21 protein-coding genes and 1 pseudogene are annotated in these 24,711 nt (G+C 54.2%); 4 read left to right on the top strand and 18 right to left on the bottom strand.

Annotated features, from left to right (window positions below):
* Positions 1-43: 43 nt before the first annotated feature.
* From tar to ACOTXR_RS12865, 6 genes are all read right to left on the bottom strand, one after another.
* A complete protein-coding gene (tar, locus tag ACOTXR_RS12890) occupies positions 44-1,711 on the bottom strand; it encodes a methyl-accepting chemotaxis protein II (protein ID WP_058690995.1) in 1,668 nt (555 codons plus the stop codon).
* A gap of 83 nt (positions 1,712-1,794) precedes the next feature.
* On the bottom strand, positions 1,795-2,757 hold the full coding sequence (locus ACOTXR_RS12885; protein WP_023330739.1) for a Csu type fimbrial protein: 963 nt from the start codon (positions 2,755-2,757) through the stop codon (positions 1,795-1,797).
* Positions 2,754-5,138, bottom strand: a complete 2,385-nt coding sequence (locus ACOTXR_RS12880) for a fimbria/pilus outer membrane usher protein (protein WP_058690996.1) — start codon at positions 5,136-5,138, stop codon at positions 2,754-2,756. Before ACOTXR_RS12880 ends, ACOTXR_RS12885 begins: the two co-directional genes overlap by 4 nt.
* On the bottom strand, positions 5,114-5,872 hold the full coding sequence (locus ACOTXR_RS12875) for a fimbrial biogenesis chaperone (protein ID WP_014884347.1): 759 nt from the start codon (positions 5,870-5,872) through the stop codon (positions 5,114-5,116). The genes ACOTXR_RS12880 and ACOTXR_RS12875 overlap by 25 nt, the downstream gene beginning before the upstream one ends.
* Positions 5,873-5,888: 16 nt before the next feature.
* On the bottom strand, positions 5,889-6,437 hold the full coding sequence (locus ACOTXR_RS12870) for a Csu type fimbrial protein (RefSeq protein ID WP_032636170.1): 549 nt from the start codon (positions 6,435-6,437) through the stop codon (positions 5,889-5,891).
* A 12-nt stretch (positions 6,438-6,449) separates the two neighbouring features.
* Entirely contained in the window at positions 6,450-7,022 is a 573-nt protein-coding gene (locus ACOTXR_RS12865; RefSeq protein ID WP_023337442.1) for a Csu type fimbrial protein, read from the bottom strand.
* A 429-nt stretch (positions 7,023-7,451) separates the two neighbouring features.
* Here ACOTXR_RS12865 and ACOTXR_RS12860 point away from each other — a divergent pair, with 429 nt between their 5' ends.
* On the top strand, positions 7,452-8,711 hold the full coding sequence (locus tag ACOTXR_RS12860; protein ID WP_014884350.1) for a dicarboxylate/amino acid:cation symporter: 1,260 nt from the start codon (positions 7,452-7,454) through the stop codon (positions 8,709-8,711).
* A gap of 96 nt (positions 8,712-8,807) precedes the next feature.
* Here ACOTXR_RS12860 and cheW read toward each other — a convergent pair whose 3' ends face one another.
* The 6 genes from cheW to flhD form a co-directional block, all read right to left on the bottom strand.
* Entirely contained in the window at positions 8,808-9,311 is a 504-nt protein-coding gene (cheW, locus tag ACOTXR_RS12855; protein WP_014884351.1) for a chemotaxis protein CheW, read from the bottom strand.
* Positions 9,312-9,330: 19 nt separating this feature from the next.
* Positions 9,331-11,373: a chemotaxis protein CheA gene (gene cheA / locus ACOTXR_RS12850; protein WP_058690997.1), complete on the bottom strand. Its 2,043-nt coding sequence runs from the start codon at positions 11,371-11,373 to the stop codon at positions 9,331-9,333.
* 4 nt (positions 11,374-11,377) lie between these two features.
* Entirely contained in the window at positions 11,378-12,307 is a 930-nt protein-coding gene (gene motB, locus ACOTXR_RS12845) for a flagellar motor protein MotB (protein ID WP_014884353.1), read from the bottom strand.
* A complete protein-coding gene (gene motA / locus ACOTXR_RS12840; protein WP_008500417.1) occupies positions 12,304-13,191 on the bottom strand; it encodes a flagellar motor stator protein MotA in 888 nt (295 codons plus the stop codon). The genes motB and motA overlap by 4 nt, the downstream gene beginning before the upstream one ends.
* Positions 13,192-13,314: 123 nt before the next feature.
* Positions 13,315-13,893 carry a flagellar transcriptional regulator FlhC gene (flhC, locus tag ACOTXR_RS12835; RefSeq protein WP_014884354.1) on the bottom strand — a complete coding sequence of 193 codons (579 nt, stop codon included), beginning with the start codon at positions 13,891-13,893 and terminating at the stop codon, positions 13,315-13,317.
* Between the two features lie 2 nt (positions 13,894-13,895).
* A complete protein-coding gene (flhD, locus tag ACOTXR_RS12830) occupies positions 13,896-14,246 on the bottom strand; it encodes a flagellar transcriptional regulator FlhD (RefSeq protein WP_013096050.1) in 351 nt (116 codons plus the stop codon).
* 793 nt (positions 14,247-15,039) lie between these two features.
* Between flhD and uspC the strand changes: the two genes are divergently transcribed.
* Positions 15,040-15,468, top strand: a complete 429-nt coding sequence (uspC, locus tag ACOTXR_RS12825; protein WP_014884355.1) for a universal stress protein UspC — start codon at positions 15,040-15,042, stop codon at positions 15,466-15,468.
* 16 nt (positions 15,469-15,484) lie between these two features.
* Here uspC and otsA read toward each other — a convergent pair whose 3' ends face one another.
* The 5 genes from otsA to araF all read right to left on the bottom strand — a co-directional run bounded on the left by otsA (position 15,485) and on the right by araF (position 21,434).
* On the bottom strand, positions 15,485-16,909 hold the full coding sequence (gene otsA / locus ACOTXR_RS12820) for an alpha,alpha-trehalose-phosphate synthase (RefSeq protein WP_014884356.1): 1,425 nt from the start codon (positions 16,907-16,909) through the stop codon (positions 15,485-15,487).
* Complete coding sequence (gene otsB, locus ACOTXR_RS12815; protein ID WP_048997441.1) at positions 16,884-17,687, bottom strand: trehalose-phosphatase; 804 nt, start codon at positions 17,685-17,687, stop codon at positions 16,884-16,886. Before otsB ends, otsA begins: the two co-directional genes overlap by 26 nt.
* Positions 17,688-17,863: 176 nt before the next feature.
* Complete coding sequence (gene araH, locus ACOTXR_RS12810; protein ID WP_014884358.1) at positions 17,864-18,844, bottom strand: arabinose ABC transporter permease AraH; 981 nt, start codon at positions 18,842-18,844, stop codon at positions 17,864-17,866.
* A gap of 14 nt (positions 18,845-18,858) precedes the next feature.
* Complete coding sequence (gene araG / locus ACOTXR_RS12805) at positions 18,859-20,373, bottom strand: L-arabinose ABC transporter ATP-binding protein AraG (protein WP_078310276.1); 1,515 nt, start codon at positions 20,371-20,373, stop codon at positions 18,859-18,861.
* Between the two features lie 71 nt (positions 20,374-20,444).
* The gene (araF, locus tag ACOTXR_RS12800; RefSeq protein ID WP_008500409.1) at positions 20,445-21,434 is read right to left on the bottom strand and encodes an arabinose ABC transporter substrate-binding protein AraF; all 990 of its coding nucleotides are present in this window, start codon (positions 21,432-21,434) and stop codon (positions 20,445-20,447) included.
* A 902-nt stretch (positions 21,435-22,336) separates the two neighbouring features.
* Between araF and ACOTXR_RS12795 the strand changes: the two genes are divergently transcribed.
* A complete protein-coding gene (locus tag ACOTXR_RS12795) occupies positions 22,337-22,840 on the top strand; it encodes a non-heme ferritin-like protein (RefSeq protein WP_014884361.1) in 504 nt (167 codons plus the stop codon).
* 154 nt (positions 22,841-22,994) lie between these two features.
* Positions 22,995-24,339: pseudogene (locus ACOTXR_RS12790) on the top strand (anaerobic C4-dicarboxylate transporter).
* Positions 24,340-24,381: 42 nt separating this feature from the next.
* Here ACOTXR_RS12790 and ACOTXR_RS12785 read toward each other — a convergent pair.
* Positions 24,382-24,633: a DUF2766 family protein gene (locus ACOTXR_RS12785; protein WP_014884363.1), complete on the bottom strand. Its 252-nt coding sequence runs from the start codon at positions 24,631-24,633 to the stop codon at positions 24,382-24,384.
* Positions 24,634-24,711 lie beyond the last annotated feature (78 nt).

The following is a 24,711-nucleotide window of genomic DNA, read 5'->3' as shown; positions in this document are numbered from 1 at the left end:
CACGCTCCCATCAAGCGGCAAGCAGCCGCGGTTTAATTGTCAGTCAAAATGTTTCCCAGTTTTCATCTTGTCCGGCCGGTGCAGCACGCAGGCGAGTTGCCGTCGATTCGGCGGCAGGCGCTTTATACGTGGCTTGCGCAGTGACCGTATTTCCAGCGAGTGAAGCGAGACGAAACGCCGAGACGGCCATCTTCAGACGGCTCGCCTGGTCTTCAAGGGCAGCGGCCGCGGCCGCGGACTCCTGCACCAGCGCGGCGTTTTGTTGTGTCACGCGATCCATTTCCGATACCGCCAGGGCAACCTGGTCGATACCACGACTCTGCTCATCAGATGCAGAGGCGATTTCACCCATGATGTCCGTTACGCGGGTAACAGCATTCACGATGTCATTCATGGTCTCCCCGGCGCTTTCCACCAGTACCGAGCCGGTATCCACGCGGGAGACGGAGTCTTCAATCAGGGCCTTAATCTCTTTCGCCGCGTTGGCGCTGCGGCTGGCCAGGTTGCGTACTTCCCCGGCAACCACCGCAAACCCGCGACCCTGCTCACCCGCCCTCGCCGCTTCCACGGCGGCGTTCAGCGCCAGGATATTGGTCTGGAAGGCGATGCCGTCGATGACGCTGATGATGTCGGCGATTTTCTTCGAGCTGTCGGCAATTTCGTGCATGGTTTTCACCACGCCATCCACCACGCGGCCGCCGCGCTGCGCCGTCTCGGAGGCGCTTTCAGCCAGCTGAGAGGCCTGACGGGCGTTATCGGCGTTCTGCTTCACGGTTGCGGTGAGCTGCTCCATGCTGGCAGCGGTCTCTTCCAGCGCGGACGCCTGCTGCTCGGTACGGGATGAGAGATCGTTATTCCCCATCGCAATTTCGCTGGTGCCGGTATAGATGGCATCCGTGCCGCTACGCACGTTGGCGACGGTATCGATGAGCGAACGCTGCATATGGTCAACGCTGTTTGCCAGTTCGGTGATCTCATTGCGCCCGGAAACGGTTAGCGTTTTGGTTAGATCGCCACCGGCAATTTCACGAATGTGGGCAATGACGCGACCGAGAGGATTCAGCAGGATGTGGCGAATGCCGTACCACACCGCGACCAGCACAATGACCAGCGCCAGCGCCATTACGGCCATCTGCCATTTTGCAAAGCGGTAATCATTCTGGCTGGCAGTAAAGGCCGAGTGATAGAGATCACCACTGGCCTTCGCATATTCCCCGAGCGCGGCGCCGAGTGCGTTTTGCATTCCCTGCGTGGGCTGCGCGAAATAGGCGTCCATATTGCCGCTCTCCAGGAACTGGATCAGCTCCGTCAGGCCAGCAAAGTAGGCGTTGTATTTTTCGTCAATGTTCTGGCTGACCTGCGCCATAGCAGGCTGCGGCGCGATCTGTTTGAAGGCGTCGTAATGTTTAGCAGCGTCTGCGAGGGTGGTACGGGCATTTTTCAACAGATCGGTTTTCGCGCTGCTCTGCTGATTGTTGGGGTCCATCATCATGCGCGCGGACGAACGGCTCAGGTTGATACGCGTTTGCAGCATCAGATCCCACGTCGAGGTGAGTTCACTCTGCTGCAGGCGAAGATCGTTCGAGGCGGCGAAACTGTCCTGGTTCTGTTTTAATGACGAGAAAAAAAGCCCGCCGGAGATAAGCTGAAGTAGTGCGAAAATGACCAGCACCATCATAAGCATTGTGACAACGCGGATACGGTTCAACATACAACACCTTCTCATAGATTTATTAACGGTGTTATCGGCACAGGCCACAGGAACTTTACATTTGCGAAAGGGAAAAGCGTGGACTAAAACGCGACGTCAACAATCAGCGTATCGGTGTAGGTGCCAGCGGGAGGCGTAGTCTGACTGGTCAGGACCTTCGCGGTGTAGTTGTAGGTGCGCAGTAAACCGTCGGTGCTGACCTGGGACGCGGTCGCGCTGGTCCAGCGTTCGGCACCGCTGCCGCCCCAGCGGTTGGTGGTGGCTTCTTTATAAATGTCATAACTGAGGAAGTTGCTGCCGCTCACCATACGCCGTACGTTGTTCAGGGCGTTGGCACCATTATTAATGCCAATGGTGTAGGTGCTGCCTTTAGTACAGGTCACGGCAATGGCTTGCGAGACGGTGGGGAAACTTTGCACCAGCGGCGCGCTGTTAAAGTTCACGTCCGGCGTGGTCATGGCGCTGCAGTCATTGGTGACGGTCATGTTCAGCAGAATACTGGTTGTTGCGGTTCCCGACTGGGGAGACGTACAAAGGCTTCCAAGACCGACGGCACAGACGTTGTAATTGATGCTGAAGGTCAACAGCACCTGGTAAGGCCCGGCCGTCACGTTTTGCCCGGCGACGGTGCGAAAATAGAGCGGTATGTTGTACCGCTTTGAGCCAAGCAACCCCAGCAGGGTATTACCGCTCCAGGTATACGATTTACTTATCTGCACTTCGCTACTGCTCGCACAACCCGATAATCCACACAGCCGGGTGGGGATCACATCCGTAATACTCGTGTCGTCGGTGCGTTTCAGGTTGGCGCGGCTGTTGCCCGAAACCGACGCCGCGGTGTAATTCAACGTCACCGAATCGTTGGTCAGAATATTCAGTACCGCATCGCATGCCACCACCAGCGTACCGGTGGTTTCCACCTCCCCGGTTCCGCTAAGCGCAAACGACGTGACGCTGCCAAACGAGGCATTGACCGTACTGATGGTACACGCCGCCCAGCCCCCGCCGGAGAACAGCAGCAGCATCAACAGCAGCCAGCGTTTCACGGGCCCTCCCGACACACCAGCGGACCGTAGGTTTGCAGCTTATGCTGCGGATTAGGCCCCACGTTCAGGGTCGCCGTGCAGCGCTTCCCGGCAGGCGTGATCACCTCAAGCGGATTGACGTCGCTGAGATTCTCCAGCCAGGCGATCCCGTCATAGCCCACCACCGCATTACTGCGCGAGGCTCGCCGCACCTGGCTTCCAACCGGAATCGCTTGCCCTCGCGCATCATGCAGAATGACGCTTGCCACTCGCTCCTGCTCCATCGGGAAATCCACCAGATAACCGCTGTGACGACGGATGGCAATCCGCCGCTCTGTCTCTTTCAGCCGGGTATCCGCAGGCAGATTCAGCGTATCAATCCGGTAGCTTGCCGGGTAATACGCCGACACCCCGCTGACCAGCAGGTAACCGTTGTTATTCGTTTTACCCACGGGCTGGTTCTCATAGCTGACGGGCACGTCCGGATGACCGTCGGTGCTGATCACCACAAACGCATCGTTGATTTTGTTCGCCGCAAACAGCTCTCCGTCCATCAGGACAATCGCGCCCATTGCCTCGCCCCACCAGGTCATGGTGTCTCTTTCGCCGTAGCCGCCGCCCTGCAGTTCGATGTTGTTATTGCGCCAGCCCAGCGTACCCTGCTGATAATCACTGGATTTTGACTGGTTTGCCCAGGCCATGTTCCAGCTAAAACCACCGTCAGAAGGCATGGAGTGGTTATAGTTAATCCGCTGCGTGCTGCCCGCATCCGGGGTGTTCTCAACGGTGACGGCAGCGCTGTCGCGTGCGCCCAGCGGCACCTGCAGCGAGAGCGCAACCGTCCAGTCCCCCCGCTGCTGGTCCCGGCTGCCGGCCAGGTAAATACTGCTTGCGCCCCACAGATTTCGGCTCCATGAGAGATTCAGGAGCTCCGTTTTTTGGCCGTCAAAGCTCTCTACGCCGATCCAGGCCGCGCCAATATTGCCATACTGCCCCATGTTAAACGTCAGGGAATACTGGTCCGTATTGCGGCTAAGGCTGGCGATGGGTTTGTCGTTTTCGTCATACACCGTCGGCTGGTCATAAAGGGCAAGATTGCCAAAACCGCGATCGCGACGCGTGTGCTGGGTGGCCACGCTGAACTCGCTGGTATTGTACTGGTAACCCCAGTTGATTTGCCCGCCGTTGTCTCCGCGCATGCGGCTTTGTGAGTAAGAGGTGTTCACTACGCCAAACTGGCCGAGTTTGATCACCGTCCCTGCCCCGCCCAGCGCCAGCTCCTGCGCCCCTTCCGCATGGCCCTCCAGCGTCAGCCAGTCGGTCACCCCGTAGCGATACGAGCCGCTACCGGCAGCAGGACCGTAGTCAAAATTCCTGATGCCATAGTTACGGCGCAGGCTGCCGAGCGTCACGGCGCCATCACTCAGCCCTTGTTTGAGCAAATCGCTGGTGACATAAAACGGTAGCGTGGTACTCACCTGACGGCCCAGCGCATCGGTGGTGACCAGCACCGCATCCCCGGCACCGTTGATATAGGGCAGATTGGTCAGGGTGAAGGGGCCAGGCTGAAGCTGGGTTGAGCCAGAGCGATAGCCGTTGATAAACAGATCCACCGAGGTAGGCACCGCGGCTTCACCCGAAAACTCCGGCAGCGGCCATGTCACCAGGTCCGGGCGCAGGGAGAAATCACGTCCGTAGCTAATACCGCCCATCCGCACGCTGGAGGTCCAGCTCAGGGCATCGCTGATCACGTCCCCCGCGCTCAAGGTGGTCGCGTCATCCTCACGGGTTATCAGCAGCGTCGTGTCATAGCGAACATACCCTTCCTGTTGACCGTCGTTTCCGGTGAAATTTTTCCGGGCGTAGCCGGTGGAGGAGAACGAGCCGTTCTCGTTGAAGTAGCGGAATTCATGCCAGAGCGACGCCTGACCGCCGATATGTTCCGTGTGGTTGGTATACAGATCGTAATTCAGCAGCGCCCCGCGCCCATAGTGCGGTTTGGTCTGCGCCGTTTGGGCACTGAAAGGCGTCACCCGGGCACTGATCCAGTCGCGGGGAACGGTCAGCAACAGGCGCTGTGCGGCACTGTCATACGCCACACGAACCTGACTCAGTGAGGCGAGATTCACCTCGCCGGCGGGCACATGCTCCGGGGGGAGCCCCGCGCGCAGCAAATCGGCGCTGGAGATAAAGAAAGCGCCGTTACGTTGCGTCACGGGTACCACCAGACCGGTGTCGTAGTGGTTGAGCACGAGGGCAAGCTGGAAAACCGCCTCATCATTTACCGCCTGCGCCTGAGGAGGCGGCGGTAAACTGTCGTCACCGGGATCGGCCCAGGTTGTGGTGCTGACGCAAAGCAGTAGCATCATTGCCGGCTTCAGTTGACGGGCGTCGACTGCCATTGTTCATCCCTGGCATTAATCTGCGCGCTCATCCGGTCCGGCTGACGAACGCCAGCGGGTATTGGCCAGCTGCGGGTGCTGCCCGGGAGGACGTAACCCAGTAATCCCTCCGCTACGGTGCGTTTCTGTCCGCCCTGCTCCAGTGACACCTGGCTTAATCTGACATGCACATCCCCCTGATTACGTACCTGTAATGCAGGCTGTCCTCCCTCGTGGGTCACGCGCCAGCTCAGATTTCGGGTCTCGGCCAGGGCATGATGCGCCCCCTCTTTAAGGGTCGGGATACCCTGTCCGTAGACAAACAGCGGAATGGAATAGCGCATCTGTAATTTAAGGCCGATGGAGGGTTCGGCTTTCGCGTCGGGCTGGGGAATTTCATCAACAATAATGCGGTAGGCTTGTTCGACCCCGACAGGGACTGCGCTCTGTTTGATAAGGCGAATCAGCTGTTTATTGCCTTTCTGAATGGTGACAATGGGCGGGCTGGCGACCACGTCCTGCTGCGCGCTGTAGCGTTCGTATCCCCCCTCCTGCTTCCAGCGCACAATACGCACCTGCATCGTCGTTGCGCTGTTTCCCTGGTTCTGGATCCACAGCTCCGTGGCGTTGGCATCTGCGGCAAGCCAGGGATCGATGGGCCAGAGCAGAATGGTGGCCGCCGCCTGCGCCTCGCCTGTGGCCGCGACGCCTGATAAAACACCCGCCAGACACAACTGCCGGAACAATGGCTTCATCGACTCTCTCCCTTTATTACCATGACAAGGTCACGGTGAGCTGATCGGTATAGGTTCCTGCCGGGCTAAAGCCGGTCAGTAGCGCCACGCCAAACAGCGGCAGCGCGATGTTATTGCTGTTGGTATAGGTCACCGGTATTGCCTGGTTAACGCCAATTTCGCTGTTGGCGGCCAGCGAGCTGCTGCTGTAGAGCCGGTACGGCACCAGTTCTGTTCCTCCGGACCGCTTCATCCGACGGACGGATGAATAATTTTGACCGCCATTAATGCTCATGCTCAGCGCCACGCCCGGCGTACAGGCGATAGACAACGCCCCGTTTGGCACAAAGCTGGTACTGACTGGCGCGCTTTCCACCCCGTTATGGGTGCCAAAATCCAGCGTACCGAGAAGCCCCCCGCTACCGGTGGCCACCGCGCAACCCGGTACAATGGTCGCGCTGACCTTAAAGGACTGCGATGTCACCGCCCCCGCAGCAGGTATCAGCAACAGCCCGACGATCAGCGCGAAAAAAGGCTGCACGCTTCCCTCTGCGCGTTTGCGCAGACCTGTAAAAGGGGCCTTCATGGCAGTGCAGATCTAATAGGTCACGCTGACGTTAATCGTGTCGGTATAGGTGCCGGGTACCACCGTTACGCTGTTCCCGCCTCCGGTAATGCGGCCGTACAGGGTATAACTGTCGACCCCACCTGCCGTAGACGCGATCGGCAACGCGGTGTTATTGGCAATCACAGAGTTGAACCCGCTGTCGCTGTAAAGGCTATAAGCCACACCCTGTGCCGCGTTGGCCGTATTGACCAGGTAGCGCTCAGGCGTCCCTGGCGACCCCACCACGGAGCCAGGGGCGGTGGAATGGGTATTGCCGGTTATCGCGACCGTATAGCTGGCGGTCGTACACTGGACGGTAAAGGTGTTTCCGCCGCTGGCGCCGCTCAACTGCGTCGTAAGGGTGGAAAACGTTGCGGGATGGGTACCAAAATCGAGCGTCCCGAAGTTAATACCACTTTGCGTGGGCGATCCGTTTATCAGGCAGCCGTTTGTCAGCGTCAGCGTCGCCCCGATGGTGCCGCTGCTGGTAACGGCCAGTGCCTGATTAACTACGGTCGTAGTCAGTAATGTGCCTGCACAGATCAAAAGGAGTTTTCTTTTCATTTACCACCCTCCAGAAGACGTCTCCGTTCCCTTGCAACATTTTATTTTTAACGTTCAAGATGTTAGCCCCGCTTAACGTTCCTCTGAGGGGGTTATTGAGAATTTAGTTTACGGATATCGCTTCGACCACCCGACGCAGGGTAGTCACAACCTATGTCTTATTGACAGCATTTATTTTTTAAAAACAGAAAGTTAAACCGAAATAAAAGAATATTCGGGCGCGAAGCCTGAGGATATATCCGCAAAAGTGTGATAAGCGTCACAATATATCGTCTGCACATTAACAACAAAATTAATAAAACTTAAAAACTTGTTGTATCCCCCTACACTTTGCGTCAATTTATGTGCCGAATAATTTCCCGCGCAGTAATAAAAAATCTATATGTATCGGCGCGGGCGACATCTAAAGCGCATAGAGGGTCTTTTTTCGTGGCAAGTGCAAACAAACTCACACTCTTCATCGTGATATTCATGCTGGCGGGTATTCTTTCAGGAGCAGCAATTCATGAATACGCATCTGCGGATGCCATTAAAGCCTGGTCGGATAATATTACCCTGCTGACCGACATCTTCCTTCGTCTGATCAAAATGGTTATTGCACCCTTGGTCTTCAGTACGCTGACCGTCGGCATTATGAAACTGGGCGAAACCTCCACCATTGGCCGCGTTGGCGGTAAAGCGATGGTGTGGTTTATCAGCTCATCGGTGCTCTCCATTCTGGTCGGACTGTTTATCGTCACGCTGGAGCATCCGGGAAGTGGTCTGAACCTGACGATCCCAACCGAAGCGGTAGATACCGGTCTGGCCGTTGGAGGCATGACGCTGAAAGCGTTTCTGTCTCACACTATTCCAACCAGTATCGCAGGCGCGATGTCGAACAATGAGATCCTGCAGATTGTGGTGTTCTCAATGTTCTTCGGTATCGGCGGTGCGTCGCTGGGGCAGAAATTCAACGCGCCGCTGGTTGCCGCGCTGGATGTGGTTTCCCATATCATGCTGAAGGTAACCGGTTACGTGATGTACGTTGCGCCGCTGGCCATCTTTGCGGCGATCTCCTCCGTCATTGCCACTCAGGGCTTAGGCATTCTGTTGAACTATGCCTCCTTTATTGGCGGTTACTATGTTGCCATCCTTCTCACCTGCCTGGTATTGCTCGCCGTGGGCTATATGGTTTTGAAAAAAGAGGTGTTTCGCCTGGTCAGCATGTTGAAAGACCCGGTACTGGTGGCGTTCACCACCAGCAGTTCTGAAGCCGCCTACCCTAAAACGCTGGAGCAACTGGAGCGTTTTGGCTGCTCACGCAATATCGCCTCTTTTGTTCTGCCAATTGGCTACTCCTTCAACCTGGTGGGGTCGATGGTGTACTGCTCGTTCGCGTCGATGTTTATCGCCCAGGCGTATAACATTCACCTGAGTTTCTCAGAGGTAACGGTACTGATGTTAACCCTGATGCTGGCGTCAAAGGGGATTGCGGGCGTACCGCGTTCGTCCCTGGTGGTGCTGGCTGCGACCATTCCAAGTTTTAATATCCCGGTAGCGGGCATTCTGCTGCTGATGGGGATTGACCACTTCCTGGATATGGGGCGTTCAGCCATTAACGTGCTGGGGAACGGGATTGCGACCGCGATGCTGTCGCAGAATGAAGGGGCGCGGGAAGCGGAAGCTGAGCTGGTAAAGCAGGAAGCGTAAGGGGCTAAAAAAGCCGGGTGGCGGCTTCGCCTTACCCGGCCTACAAATGGCTCGAACACGTAGGCCGGGTAAGCGTCAGCGCCACCCGGCTTTGTTTTATGCCACGTGATTCGCCGCGATATCCAGCAGCGCCATCTCTTCGCTGTTCAGCAGCTTCTCAATGTTCACCAGAATCAGCATACGCTCGCCGAGCGCACCCAGACCGGTCAGGTATTCGGTCGACAGGGTGACCGCAAACTCCGGCGCAGGGCGAATCTGGTCAGAGGTCAGAGAGAGCACGTCAGATACGCCATCCACCACGATACCCACCACGCGCTGCCCCAGGTTCAGGACGATCACCACGGTGTTGTCATTGTAGTCAACGTCGCCCTGGCTGAACTTCACGCGCAGATCGACGATGGGCACAATGACGCCGCGCAGGTTGGTGACACCTTTAATAAAAGCAGGTGTGTTAGCGATGCGGGTAACCTGATCGTAACCACGAATTTCCTGCACTTTAAGGATATCGATGCCGTACTCCTCATCGCCTAAAGTGAATACCAGGAATTCCTGTCCTGATGGCTCGCCCGCCAGTTTCGTTACATTACTCATACCGGTCATGTTTTTACCTTCTACTTAATCAGGCGGCTGTGTACGCCACACGTTGTTCACGATTTAATCCCTGAAGCGCCGACACATCGACGATCAGCGCCACGCTACCATCACCCAGAATGGTCGCGGCAGAAATACCAGGCACTTTGCGGTAGTTGCTTTCGAGGTTCTTCACCACCACCTGATGCTGACCAATCAGCTGATCAACCAGCAGCGCATAGCGACGGCCCGCACTTTGCAGGATCACAACGATGCCCTGCGTGGCCTCGGTCTTCGCGCCGTCCACTTCGAACACTTTCCACAGTTCCACCAGCGGCAGATATTCCCCGCGCACTTCGAGCACGCGCTCACCGCCCGCCAGCGGATGCAGATCTTCTTCACGCGGCTGCAGGGATTCCATCACCGCGTTCAGCGGAAGAATGAACACTTCGTCTGCCACTTTCACGGACATCCCGTCGAGGATCGCCAGCGTCAGCGGAAGCAGGATGCGAATGGTGGTGCCGGAACCCTGCTTAGACTGGATCTCAACGTGGCCGCCCATCTCCTGGATGTTACGTTTCACCACGTCCATGCCGACGCCGCGCCCGGAAACGTCAGTCACCTGCTCTGCGGTAGAGAAGCCGGGCGCGAAGATCAGCATCCCCACTTCTTCATCGGTCATGTTTTCGTTGACCGCCATGCCCTGCGAAATCGCCTTCGCCAGAATACGCTCGCGGTTAAGACCCGCGCCGTCATCGGTCACTTCGATGCAAATATTCCCGCCCTGATGTTCCGCAGAGAGAATCAAATTGCCCACCGGCGATTTTCCGGCAGCAATGCGGTTTTCCGGCAGTTCAATACCGTGGTCGAGGCTGTTACGCACGAGGTGCGTTAACGGGTCGATGATGCGCTCGATCAGGCTCTTATCCAGCTCGGTGGAGCTACCCATCAGCGTCAGTTCAATCTGTTTATTCAGTTTGCTCGCGAGATCGCGTACCAGGCGCGGGAAGCGGCTGAAGACATATTCCATCGGCATCATACGGATGGACATGACAGATTCCTGCAGATCGCGGGCGTTACGTTGTAACTGACCCATGCTGGTGATCAGATCGCCATGGGTAACCGGGTCCAGTTCATTAGAACGTTGTGCCAGCATCGACTGGGTGATCACCAGTTCGCCCACCAGGTTGATCAGCTGGTCAACCTTCTCAACGGCAACGCGAATACTGGTGGATTCGCTGGAGCGCGCGGCCGGTTTTTCACCACGTGCAGGTGCAGCAGCGTCTTTTGGCACCGCTTTCAGCGCCGGGGCCGCAGGCGCGACAGCCGGGGTCGGAGCCTGAGCGATGACGGCCACCTCTTCCTGCGCTACTGGAGCTTCCGCTTCGGCGGTTTCGGTTTCGGTTTCGAAGGCAATCTGGTCGGCTTCAATCACAAAGCACAGCACCGCCACGATATCGTCCTGACCAATCCCGTCATCAAGCGTAGCGGCGAGGCTGTCTTTGCCTTTCACGACATTGCTTAACGTCGCCAGGTTACCCAGCTCTTCTTCCAGCAGGTTAACCTCATTCTCTTTCAGGCGTGAAAGCACAACACGCAATTTGCCCGCTTGCGCAGCGGCTGGCGCGGTTTCACCGGCACCAACCGCATCGACAACGCTCAGTTTTGCAGCAGGGACAACGGCTGCTGCGACCTCACCTTTTGCTTCCAGAGCGAGCTGGCGAAGCGCATTGCAGATATATTCAAAGCTGGCGGCATCAGGCTCTGCCGAACTTTTATAGGCGTCGAGCTGTTCCTGCATAATATCTTTGGTTTCCAAAAACAGGTTGATAATGTCGGTATTGAGCTGCATCTCACCGCGTCGTGCTTCATCCAGCAGGTTTTCCATTAAATGGGTTGTTTCCTGCAGGATGGTAAATCCAAACGTTCCGGCTCCGCCCTTAATGGAATGCGCCGCACGGAAGATGGCATTGAGCTGCTCGGAGTCCGGTGCTTCGGGCACCAGGTCGAGCAAATGTTGCTCCATATCGGCCAACAATTCGTCGGCTTCATCAAAGAATGTCTGGTAAAAATCGCTAATATCCATGCTCACGCTATCACCTCGGATTGGCTGGTGGCGATGTTGGAACGGCAGCCGAAGGAACGGCCCCAGGCTGTTTTAAATCGTCCAGTGACTCATTCTGACTTTCGGCGTTTTCATGCAGGATGGCCTGCTCCGCCTGCTGGTTCAGCACTAAAAGACTGATACGACGGTTGATGGCGTCATCCGGCCCGCGGTCGGAGACGCGCATGGTTGCTGCCATGCCGACCACGCGCAGTACCTTGCCATCATCAAGCCCACCGGCCACCAGCTCGCGACGCGAGGCGTTGGCACGATCGGCAGAAAGCTCCCAGTTGCTGTATCCCTTCTCCCCACTGGCGTACGGGAAATCATCCGTGTGGCCTGACAGGCTGATTCGGTTAGGAATGCCGTTCAGCACCGGTGCAATAGCGCGCAGAATATCGCGCATGTACGGCTCAACCTCGGCGCTGCCGGTTTTAAACATCGGACGGTTCTGGCTATCAATGATCTGAATACGCAACCCTTCCTGCACCAGATCGATTTTCAGGTGCGGTCGCAACGCACGCAGTTTGGGGTCAGCCTCAATCAGCTGATCGAGATCGCCACGCAGTTTTTTCAGACGCGCCTGTTCCATCTTCCTCTTCAGCTCGTCGATGTTCGGCTCTTTTTTCACCTCACCCTTCTGCTGGGTGTAATCATCACCGCCGCCAGGAATGGGGCTGTCGCTGTTAGAGATACGCGGCCCACCGGTCACTGCCGTCGCCAGCGGCGTACGGAAATATTCGGCAATCTGGATCAGTTCTTTCGGGCTGGAGATGGAGATCAGCCACATCACCAGAAAGAACGCCATCATTGCAGTCATAAAGTCGGCGTACGCGATTTTCCACGAGCCGTGCGCGCCATGCCCACCGCCCTTGTGCTTGCGTTTTTTTACGATGACGATCGGATGGGACTGGTTTTTCATGCGTCCTCAGTTGTCGTCTGTTGGTTTGGGTTTTTCACCGCGCGCACGTGTTCTTCAAGTTCGATAAACGACGGACGCTCGCTGGAGTAAAGCGTTTTACGGCCAAATTCAACCGCGATCGGCGGCGCATAACCATTGAGGTTTGAGAGCAGCGTGATCTTCACGCACTGCATCATTTTGGTGGTTTCCGCGCTCTTCTGGCGCAGGACGCTGGCCAGCGGAGAGATAAAACCATAAGCCAGCAAAATACCGAGGAAGGTCCCTACCATCGCATGGGCAATCAGCGCGCCCAGTTCGGCCGCCGGACGATCCGCCGACGCCAGGGCATGTACCACCCCCATCACCGCCGCAACGATACCGAAAGCCGGAAGCGAGTCACCCACCAGCGCCAGGCTGTTGGCCGGCACTTCAGATTCGCTTTCGTGGGTTTCGATCTCTTCATCCATCAGCGCTTCGATTTCGAAGGTATTCATATTGCCGCTAATGATGAGTCGCAGATAATCGACGATGAAATCCAGCATCATGGCATCAGCCAGAATGCGCGGATAGCTGGCAAAAATTTCGCTCTCTTTCGGGTTTTCAATATCCCGCTCAAGAGAGAACATCCCCTGCTGACGTGACTTCGCCATTAGGCGATAAAGCAGCGCCAGCAGATCCATATACATGCTTTTGGTATATTTCGAGCGACGGAACAGCAATGGAATGGCTTTCAACGTGCCCTTGATGGATTTGCCGTTGTTACCAACGATAAAAGCCCCTACCCCTGCGCCGCCGATGATAATAAGTTCAGCCGGTTGATAGAGTGCTCCAAGGTGCCCGCCGGTCATCATGTAACCGCCGAAAACTGTACCGAGAACTACCAGGTAACCTAATAAGATAAGCACGACATCATCCTTCCGCTAGTGACTATGGCAAGGACGTTCAGTTCGTAGCGTTTACCGTTTGAGGGGTAAAAAAAAGCAGCGGTAATGACTTACCGCTGCTGGAATCTTGCCCACACGTTCGGGTTAAACAGCTTGTTCGATCTGTTCATCCAGCAGTTGTGGAATAATATCGGCAGCATCCCGGGAAAGTTTACGTCTTTTTACTGCGCGGGATGGAGGCTGGCATAAACTACAGGCGAAGCTGCCAACAGGCTGATGAGCATGGGTAATAAAATTGCCATCGCAGCAATTACAGCGCGACAGTTCAAGCATTCCGCTCTCAACAAAACGTACCAGCGTCCATGCTCGGGTCAGTGCCAGCAGGGGGCCTTCGTCCTGCTGCGGGCATTGTTCAAGGTAAAGTTTATACGCTTTGATCACGGCGTCGACGCCGCTACACAAACCGGTTTTCAGAAGGTATTGCCAGGCGTTACAGAACATCGATGCGTGGATATTTTGCTCCCACGTCATAAACCAGTCTGTCGAAAACGGCAACATGCCTTTCGGCGGGGGACTACCACGTAACTCTTTATACAGTTTAATGAGGCGACCACGGCTCAGCTGAGTCTCGCTTTCCAGCATTTGTAAACGAGCACCCAGCGTAATCAGCTCCATGGCAAGCTGTATGTCACGCGCTTCCTGAACAATGCTTTTCTCGCTCATTGCTAGGCCCTTTTCTTACGGGCTGCGTCATCAGGCTGGCTGATTTCGTTAAGCAAGCGAGTGGAGAGAAGAATACCGGTATGGATCTGTTGCAGATCGTCAACACGGGATTCCTGCGTCAGACGCGTGATCGTCTGCGGATTGTCAAAACGGAACTGGCAAACCAGTTGATTCGTTTCGGCCAGTTTTACCATCTGCGGGAGGGTTAAACCACCCAGCATGGTTGCCATTTCTTCGTTAATACCCAGACGAAACATCGCGGACGCTTTGTCCTGACTAATTAAACGCTGCGCGAGCAGTAAATATGACAAATTGATGTCATAGATATGTTTTAGCAACTCGGATGTATGCATTGTTCCCATCCCGAATAACCAACTATTATTTTTATGCGGAAAGACCGCACCCCGTGATGTCGCCGGGAAATCACCCGGTATAAAAAGAAAAGGCTAAATGCATAGTTGAATCTAGGTTTGTATTCATCGAAACGCGCAAGAGTCGAAACGCAGTAACGTCTCTTACGTGGTTTATCATTTCTTACAAATAACTAAGATTTTTCCTAATTCGACGCAAACTCTACTCGTCAGATTTGCCACATACAATGCAGCCACCCTCAAATTTAAAAAAATGTGATCCACGTCACACAATTTAAGTGAATATCCTCCATAAATCCATCAGTATGACTTGTAGTTTGTTCATTTTTTGCCCATTTGGCACAGTTTTGTATTCTTAATCGACGAATAGTCATGCAGAAGGGTGAAGCGAACTGGCATGTATCGTGCTTTTCCTGCCGTGAGCGCGCCCCGGAAACCTTCACAAGATGCTCATCTTAAGGAAACATTTTTCTTACCGTGAAAAAACATAGAGTTATGCAAGCCGCCCATAAAAATTGTTTCAGAGCGTGATCATTCGAAATATGTTTATAACGGGTTAAAACGATTTAACAGCAAAAGAGGGAAATTGTGTGATTTACGTTAAGTTGTTAATTTTTTTCATTTAGACGCGTTTTTCAGTTATTCTTCTTATAAGAATAATTAATGAATAATTATGATAAGCTTCACACTAATGTCGTAATCCCCTCTTGCAGATCCTGGTCATTCGCGGTAATGGTGATCACACGCTGTCTTTCAGACATCTAAGGAGTGCGACATGAGTTACTCCCATCTGCTTGTATCTGTTGCTGTTTCCCCCGAAAGTCATCTGCTTGTTTCCCGGGCCGTGTCCATCGCCAGGCCCAGCAATGCGCGAATTAGCCTCATCACGCTTGCAGCCGAACCCGAGATGTATAATCAGCTGGCAGCCCCCATGCTGGAAGATATTCGTGAGGTATTGCAGGAAGAAACACAGCAATTTCTGCGAGAGTTGGTAGAAAAGGCACAATATCCTGTTTACGAGACCGTAATTGCGACCGGTGAACTTAATGCTCATATTCTCGACATGTGTCGCAAACAGAATATTGATTTAGTGATTTGCGGGAACCATAACCACAGCTTTTTATCTCGCGCAGCTTGCGCGGCAAAATCTATTGTCGCGTCAAGCCAGGTTGATGTGCTGTTAGTGCCGCTTGGGGGGTCGTAAACCCCCCGGAGGAATATCAGGCGAGTTTAGGGAATGTTGCGATCTTTTTTTGCAGATCGCCTTCATGGCTTTGCGGCGTTATTTCGCGGAGATCCTGAATAAAACGCGCCTGCCAGTGATTAATATCGTTCTTACGGATCGTTTCCATCATCTCAGCATGGCGTGAAATGCGCTCCGTCAGCGGCATGGTCAACGCGCGGTTGAGGGCATTAGCCACGTCATCCCTATCGTAAGGGTTCACGATAAGCGCTGATGTGAGCTCATTCGCCGCCCCGGCAAACTGGGAAAGCACCAGTACCCCCGGGTCCGCCGGGTCCTGAGCCGCCACATACTCTTTTGCCACCAGGTTCATCCCGTCACGTAACGGGGTGACCAGCCCGACGTCTGCATAGCGGAAGACTTTCATCAGGATTTTGCGGTCAAAATGCTGATTCAGGTAAAAGAGCGGCGTCCAGCCAAGCTGACCATAGCGACCATTGATGCGCCCCGCTTCCGTTTCCAGCTGGTGACGAATATCCTGGTAGGCCTGAACTTCACCGCGCGACGTTGGCGCTATCTGGGTATAACGAATTTTACCGTGGTGCTGAGGGTATTTATCCAGCAGCGTTTCATAGGCCAGGAAGCGTTCCGGTAGTCCTTTGGAATAATCCAGACGCTCTACCGAGAAGATATTCTTCACATGCTTGAGTTCATTCTTCAGCTGCGCCAGCTTCGGCGGCAGCGGGCCGGAAGCCTGATCCGCAATCTCGTCGGGTTCAATCCCAATCGGATACACTTCGGTGTGGAAGGTTTTCCCCCACGCCGTATGGGTCTTGCCGCCTTTTGTCATCAGTCGCGTTTTACCTGACACCGAATCCAGGAACGCGAGGCGGTCATTTTCGGTCTGGAAGCCCAATAAATCGTAATCACACAGCCCCTCCAGCAGCGCTTCATGCGGCGGCAGTGCGGTAAAGATCTCCGGCGTCGGGAACGGTATGTGCAGGAAGAAGCCAATCCGGTTGTTTACTCCCCTTTTACGCAGCTCTCGGGCGAAGGGCAGCAGGTGGTAATCGTGGATCCATAAAATATCGTCTTCCTCTATAAGAGGCAGCAGTTTATCCGCCAGCAGCGCGTTGACGCGCGAGTACCCTTCGAAGGATTCACGCTGGAATTTGACCAGGTCAAGACGGTAATGAAACGCAGGCCACAGCACGGCGTTGGAGAATTGCGAGTAATACTCGTCATAGTCTTTCTCTTTCAGCGCAAAGGATGCCCACGTGATATTCCCACGCGTCACTTTGTTAAGCGGTTTCTCTTCTTCACTGATTTCACCACTCCAGCCAAACCACAGCCCGCCAGCAGCTTTTAAGGCACCTAACACCCCTACCGCCAGGCCACCTGCACTGGATTTTTTATCATCAGGCGGTGCAATTCGGTTAGAGACCACGACTAAGCGACCCATAATGGTTTCCCCCTTTGTTTTGCGCTATTTGTTGTTGTTGCTGGTTAGCGATATCAGATATCCACTGCCAGACGGCGTCGACATTTGCCAGACGCCATTCTGCAACAGTGTTACCAGGCCCCACCTTAACGGCGATCCCTCCGGCCTGATTCACCACGCGAAATCCAGCCTCGTCGGTCAGATCATCGCCTAAAAATACCGGTATACGTCCCTTAAATGGCGGTTCCGCCATAAACGCCGCAATAGCAGCACCTTTATTAATCCCCTCAGGTTTTATCTCAACGACACACTTCCCCGGCTGCAGCGCGAGCTGCGGGTGTGCATCGACCACGCTACGGGCAATCGCAAATATCGCTGCTTCATGATGCGGTGCCTGCCGATAGTGCAAGGCGAATGCCATGCCTTTCGCTTCCAGTTCCGTACCCGGGAGTGACGCCAGCGCCGTGGAGAGTTCAGTGTGTAACGCCTGAATTAAGGTATCGGGGAGTGATACAACATGCAGTTGATCATGGATATCGCGGCGCTCCGCTCCGTGTACACCGGCTAGCGGAAAGTGGTAAGGACTGGCGAGCACATCCAGCTCGGCCATTGAGCGCCCTGAAATCAATGCCAATGCGCCCTCGTTCAGTCGAGAGAGCTGCTGCAAATTCTCTAGCACCGTATCCGGTACGACCACGTCGTCAGGATGCGGCTGGATCCCGGCGAGCGTCCCGTCGAGGTCAAAAAAGAAAGCATATTTTCCGGGCAGTACAGGCGGTGCGGTTAACGAGTCAGCCACCCTTTTCCTCCTTACAGTTGATGAGAGGTAAACGCCTTTACCTCTTTCATAGCCATGTAAGTATAGACAGTGTGATGGGGCTCGCCATTTGACAACCGCCCCGCCAGCAAAACTGGCGAGGCGGTTCAGGGGTCAACTATGGTTATAAGTTGAGCAATAAAAAGTCAGCGTCGGGGTTACACGGTACGCTTTGCTTTTTGCTTGTAACGGTCGAATATCACCGCCGCCAGCAGGATCAGACCACGCACCACGTACTGAGAGAACGGCGAAATATTCAGCAGGTTCATGGCGTTCTCTACCGTCCCTAAAATCAGGATACCGGCCACCACATATGAGATTTTTCCGATGCCACCCTTGAGGGAAACACCCCCTAAAACGCAGGCAGAAATGACGATCAGCTCATAACCAATCGAGGTCATTGGCTGGCCGCTGGTCATACGCGAGGCCAGAATAATCCCGGCGGCGGCAGAAACCAGTCCCGAGAGGACAAAGATAATAATCTTGGTGCGCACCACCGGCACACCGGCCAGACGTGCGGCTTCTTCATTGCCCCCGATCGCCAGAGTATTGCGGCCAAACGTGGTCCGGTTGAGCAGGAAGCCGAACAGGATCAGGCAGGCCACGGTGAGCCAGATTGGCGCAGGCAGGCCCAGCCAGTTGGCGTAACCCAGCGTAAAGAAGCGCTCGTCCTCAATCCCGACCGCTTTACCGTCGGAGATGATATAGGCCAGACCTCGCACAATTTGCATCGTCGCAAGCGTGGTGATCAGGGCGTTAATCTTCAGACGAGCAATGACAAAACCGTTCACCAGGCCGCTAAGCACGCCGAGTAACAGACCCGCCAGCACGCCAATCCACAGGCTTTCTGTCATGTTGATCACCACGGCGGTGGTCACGCCCGCACAGGCGATAACAGAGGCCACCGACAGGTCGAAATCACCGGAGGCCAGACAGAACAGCATACCGCAGGCCACCATGCCGGACATGGAAATGGCCAGGCCCAATCCTTTCATATTAATGAAAGTGGCAAAGTTAGGGACGAAGATCGCGCATGCGACGAAAAGTGCGGCAAAGACCACCAGCATGCCGTACTGATCCCAGATACGACCAAAACTAAAAGCCGACTTCGGCGCTCCGGATGTAGTAACAGAGGACATCATTAACTCCTTACTCAGGCGACTGCCTGGCTGACTTTAGGCATGGCGAGGTTCAACGCCTGTTGTTCATTCGCCTGTTCATGAAGTAATTCACCGGCGATTTCGCCTTCACGCATCACCACAATGCGGTCGGCAACGCCAAGCACCTCCGGCAGATCGCTGGAGGCGAAAAGTACCGCCACGCCGCGTTTTGCCAGTTCATAGATCACGTTATAAATCTCGTGTTTTGCGCCCACATCGATACCGCGCGTCGGCTCATCCAGCAAAATGACCTTCATGTCTTCCGACAACCAGCGGCCTAAAATGGCCTTCTGCTGGTTCCCCCCTGACAAATTCATAATCAGCTGTTCCGGGCCGGGCGTTTTAATATTCAGCGAGCGAATATGGTGGTCGGCATTGCTCGACTCCCAGCTGTCGTTTATCAGGCAACCCGCGCGAATAAACTTACGGCGGGCGGAAATATTGATGTTGTCACGCACCGAATGCACCGGAATGATCCCTTCCGCTTTGCGGTCTTCCGGACAGAGCATCATTCCTGCCCTGATTGCGTGGGCGGGTTTCTGGATATCAACCTGCTCACCGTCGATGGAGACCCGCCCTGCGGAAATGCGGGTCCCCCCGAACAAGCCTTTCATTAATTCGCTGCGCCCCGCCCCTACCAGGCCAAACAGCCCGACGATCTCGCCGCTGCGGACGGATAATGAAACCGGTGTTCTCACGCCTGGCGCTTTCACGTTTTCCAGCCGCAGGCGTTCAGGGCCATACTCGCGCGGCTTCCAGTGATAGATATCGCCCAGATCGCGCCCGACCATCGCCTGAACAAGCTGGTCATGGTTAACCTGCTGCATATCGCTAAAGGTGCGCACATAGCGCCCATCTTTAAAGACGGTAATGGCATCGCTCAGGGCAAATATCTCTTCCATGCGGTGCGAGACATACAAAATGGTGCGTCCTTCCTGTCGCAACTCGCGGATCACGCGGAACAGGTTTTCGATTTCACGCTTGGAGAGCGAGCTGGTGGGTTCATCGAAAGCAATAATTTTGGCGTTGCGCGCCAGCGCCTTGGCAATTTCAACCATCTGCCACTGGCCGATGGAGAGATATTTCAGCGGCGTCTGGGGATCAACATCCAGACCAAGATGTTTAAGCTGCAGCCCCGCTTCATAATTAAGTAGCGAACGGTTCACCACGCCGCCTTTGTGCGGAAGCTGGCCTAAATAGATATTTTCCGCCACGGTCATCTCGGGAATAAGGTGCAATTCCTGATAGATAATGGCCACCCCGGCATTAAGCGCCGCCGTGGTATCGGCAAAGGCCATCTCTTCGCCGCGAATAGCCAGCGTGCCGGTTGTTGGCGCGTAGTTGCCGCTGAGGATTTTTAACAGCGTGGATTTCCCCGCTCCGTTTTCCCCCATCAGGGCGTGAACCTGTCCGGAATAGCAGTCAAAGCTGATATCGGTCAGCGCATTAACACCGGGGAACGTTTTCCCGATGCCGCGAAAAGAGAGATAGGGATGAGACTGTTGCATAACGACTCCGTGATTCCTGTAGTCTGTACGTCTGGCCCCTTACGGCGAGTAAGGGGCACAATCACAGCGTATTACTTACCGCCCAGTCCTTTTTTCGCCAGTTCCTCTTTGAAGTTGTCGCGGGTGATCAGCACCACGTCGGTCACTTCGGTAAATTTCGGCGGTTCAGCGCCTTTGGTTACCCAGTTGTAGAGCATTTCGCTGGATTTGTAGCCGTGGACATCCGGGCTTGGCAGCAGAGAACCGTAGAAGCCGGTGGCCTGCGCTTTGGAAAGCTCACTGACGGCGTCAACGCCGTTGATGCCAATCCCGATCACATCGGGCGCTTTAAAGCCCTGGCCTTCTGTCGCACGGACCCCACCCAGCACGGTGTTATCGTTCATACCGACCACCAGCCAGTGCTTCACTTCCGGGTGCTGAACCAGCATGGAGTTCGCGGCGTCAAATGCCCCCGGGATATCGTTGGATTTGGTCGGGACTTTATAGATCTGTTTCTCCGGGAAACCGGCCGCTTTCAGCGCGTCCATTGAGCCCGTCGTGCGACGACGTGCTGTGTCCAGCTCATCAGCGGTAATGGCCATGACGGCGGTCTCTTTCACATCCCAGCCGCGTTTCTGCATTTCTTTATAGAGTTCCTGACCCTGACGTTCGCCGATTTTGGTCGCCGCCATCATGACCAGCGGCACGCTGTCCATCGGTTTGCCTTTGGCATTCACGAACTGATCGTCAACGGCAATGACTTTCATGTCATAACCGCGGGCTTTCGCCGCAATGGCGGACCCCAGTTTCGGATCCGGTGTACAGATAACAAAACCTTTTGCACCGCTGGCCGCCAGGCTGTCGATGGCGTTCAGCGTTTTCTCACCGTCGGGCACGGCGATTTTAATCACTTCAAAACCTAAATCTTTCCCGGCTTTATCTGCGAATTTCCACTCGGTCTGGAACCAGGGTTCTTCGGGCTGTTTTACCAGAAAACCGAGTTTTAAATTCTCAGCGATAGCGGATTGTGACATAACGGCAGCCAGACCGATGGCCGCCAGCGCTTTAGTAAATTTGTGCATGGTAAACTCCAGCTTTAGCATTCTTTTCTGTAGGGAATATTTGCGTGCTTCTTATTTAATCGGACTTAAAACAAGGCATTAGCGCTTACCTCGTCATAAGCGTTATTGCTGGTGATAGTTTTAGCGGGAAATTAATCATCCATAAGAGAGCCCCATCACACCGCAGAATTACAGTAATTGCGTACATAAATTCAGCGAAAAATGACATAAAAAAGGCAGGATTTGTCAGACAAATAAAAGAGGGGTTAGCAGAATTATCCATAAGATTAGCTAAGAAGTCCCTGATGCCATTAGACCGGTCACGCCGGGGCTAAGGGTTGAAAGGAACATCCTGCTTGCCATCAAAAAAACACACTCGCGCTGAAAATATATTTCCCGGCAAAAATTGATTTAGCGCAATTTTAATGAAACATCATATATGCGAAATGAATTATCTGTATTTATTGCTTTCCCAGATAATTATTCCGGCGCAATACTCCCGAAACACAAACCGTAGCACTAAAAACATACTATCTCTTTATTATCAGTAAGATAGTGAGATTTCATTTCATGGGAATCTATTTGCATATTTGTACTATATTAAATTTTGTAATGTATGGTAAAAACAGCGGGATTAAGACTTTTCTTAAATTAAAGACAACGGTATGCTTATTTATATCGAACACAGGAAGTGAATTTCGGTCAGCTTTGGCACTGTAGAATCTCTTTTTCTGCTCTATTTCTTCGTATTTGCCTGGCGCTCAGGTTAAGGAAGGTGCGAATAAGTCACCAAACGCAAAAAAACGCCTATGTAAGTGATTGAATTTAATTGACTAAAAGTTTCATTTTCGTTGCGGAGGGTACTTATTCGCACCCTCCTTAAGCAACGGACATCACGTCCCACAGTCTATAAGGATATGAGTATGGCTACCCAAACGATGATGCAAAAACTTAACGCGCAGATGAACCTTGAGTTTTACGCCTCAAATCTACACCTTTACCTCAGTGCGTGGTGTTCCGAGAAAAGCCTTACGGGCTCTGCCACGTTCTTTCGTTCACAGGCCCAAAGCAACGTCACCCACATGATGCGCGTCTTTAATTTCCTGAAAGCGGCGGGGGCAAACCCGGTTGTTAAAGCCCTGGAGGGAATCAACGATAATTACTCTTCTCTGGAAGAATTGTTTGAAAAGACGCTGGAAGAGTATGAACAGCGTTGCACGACGCTCAACAAGCTGGCCGATGAAGCCAGAGCGCAGCATGACATGACCACGCTGAAATTCCTGCGCGATATGGATAAAGAGCAGCAGCAGGACGGAATGCTGCTGAAAACCCTTGCGGACGAGATCCATAATGCGCAACAGGCAGGTTTGTGCCCGGAACAAACCGATCGCCACCTGCTCGACATTGTCACAGTGCAGCATCACTGACGCTTTTGACCTGCTCCCGTTCGGAGCAGGTTACCTTCCCTGCGCCAACCTTCTGCTTTTGCTGAGATTTAACAAATCAGATCTCGCTCCCAATGATTAACCACACAACATGTAATGATTTATTTAATTACATAATCATTGACGAGGGAGCAGCATGATCACCATTGAGTTTATTGTCATTCTCCTCTGCCTGCTGACGGGTACACGTTTCGGCGGCATGGGGCTTGGGTTAATCAGCGGGATTGGCCTTTTTATTTTGTGTTTTGTCTTCGGTCTCCAGCCCGGCAAGCCGCCGGTTGACGTGATGTTGACCATTCTCGCCGTGATTGGTTGTGCAGCCACCCTGCAAACTGCCGGCGGGCTCAATGTCATGATGCAATTTGCCGAACGCCTCCTGCGCAAACATCCGCAGCACATCACGCTTCTCGCCCCGTTTACCACCTGGATGCTGACCTTTCTCTGCGGTACCGGCCATGTGGTCTACACCATGTTCCCCATCATTGCGGATATCGCCCTGAAAAAAGGGATCCGACCCGAGCGCCCAATGGCCGTGGCATCGGTAGCATCGCAGATGGCAATCACGGCATCACCGGTTTCCGTCGCCGTCGTGTCGCTGGTCTCCATCCTGGCCGCCCAGCATGGAATCGGTCACGCGTGGGGGATCCTGGAAATACTCGCCGTGTCGGTTCCCGCTTCACTTTTTGGTGTCGCCATTGCTGCCCTGTGGAGTTTACGCCGCGGGAAAGATTTGTCTGACGACAGGGAGTTTCAGGAAAAACTAAAAGATCCAAAGCAGCGTGAGTTTATCTATGGCGGTACGGAGACGTTAATGAATCAACGTTTTCCGAAGCAGGCTTACTGGTCGACCTGGATTTTTCTTTGCCGGTATTGCCGTGGTTGTCCTGCTCGGGGCCTTCCCCGAACTGCGCCCCGCCTTCGAGCTGAAAGGCAAAATGACGGCGCTGTCGATGAACCTGGTCATTCAGATGATGATGCTCATTGCCGGTGCCGTGATGCTGATGGCCTGCAAGGTCAATGCCTCAGCCATTTCTAACGGCGCGGTATTTAAGGCCGGTATGGTGGCGATTTTCTCGGTGTTCGGGGTGGCGTGGATGAGCGATACCTTTTTCCAGGCGCATCTCGACGAGTTAAAACTGGCGCTGGAAGGCGTGGTGAAAAGCCATCCGTGGACATATGCCATCGTGCTTTTCCTGGTGTCGAAACTGGTGAACAGCCAGGCGGCTGCCCTGACGGCCGTGGCGCCAATGGGGCTGATGCTGGGGATCGATCCAAAAATGCTGATCGCCTTTTTCCCGGCGTCATACGGCTATTTTGTTCTGCCGACCTATCCCAGTGATTTAGCCTGCATCGGCTTCGATCGCTCAGGAACCACCCGCATCGGCAAATTCATCATTAACCACAGCTTCATTCTGCCCGGGTTAATCGGTGTGAGCTGCGCGTGTGCGGCGAGCTACCTGCTGGTACAGACTTTCTTTTAAAGGCATCAACGGGCGACTTACGCGGTCGCCCGTTTGCAGATATTAATGCGACTCGCCCTGCGGGGTGAAGCGCAGCTCAATCAGCGCGATGGCTTTCTGGATCGCACGAAGCGTCACCGGGTCAGCGGCGGCAGGATGGCTGGTGAAATCAATGTTTCTCAGCTGCGTGGACATCTTCTCGCGGACTTCAACCGGGGCAATAACATCCAGAACATCAAGGATTTGCTTAATAACCAGCTGACAGGCAACAACGTCAGAGACCAGTTCCTGATCGGCGCTCAGGTTTTGTGACATGGGGCTTCTCCTTATTTAAAGGCCGCCATAGTATCAAAACGCAGCCCCTGACATCTCCCCTTCGTCACCAGCAGGGAC

Origin of the sequence: Enterobacter cloacae complex sp. IR53030 (genome assembly GCF_049238365.1) — a bacterium.
Taxonomy (GTDB): domain Bacteria; phylum Pseudomonadota; class Gammaproteobacteria; order Enterobacterales; family Enterobacteriaceae; genus Enterobacter; species Enterobacter kobei.
Note: the sequence above shows the minus strand (reverse complement) of the source record. Positions and strands in the feature narration are given on the sequence as shown.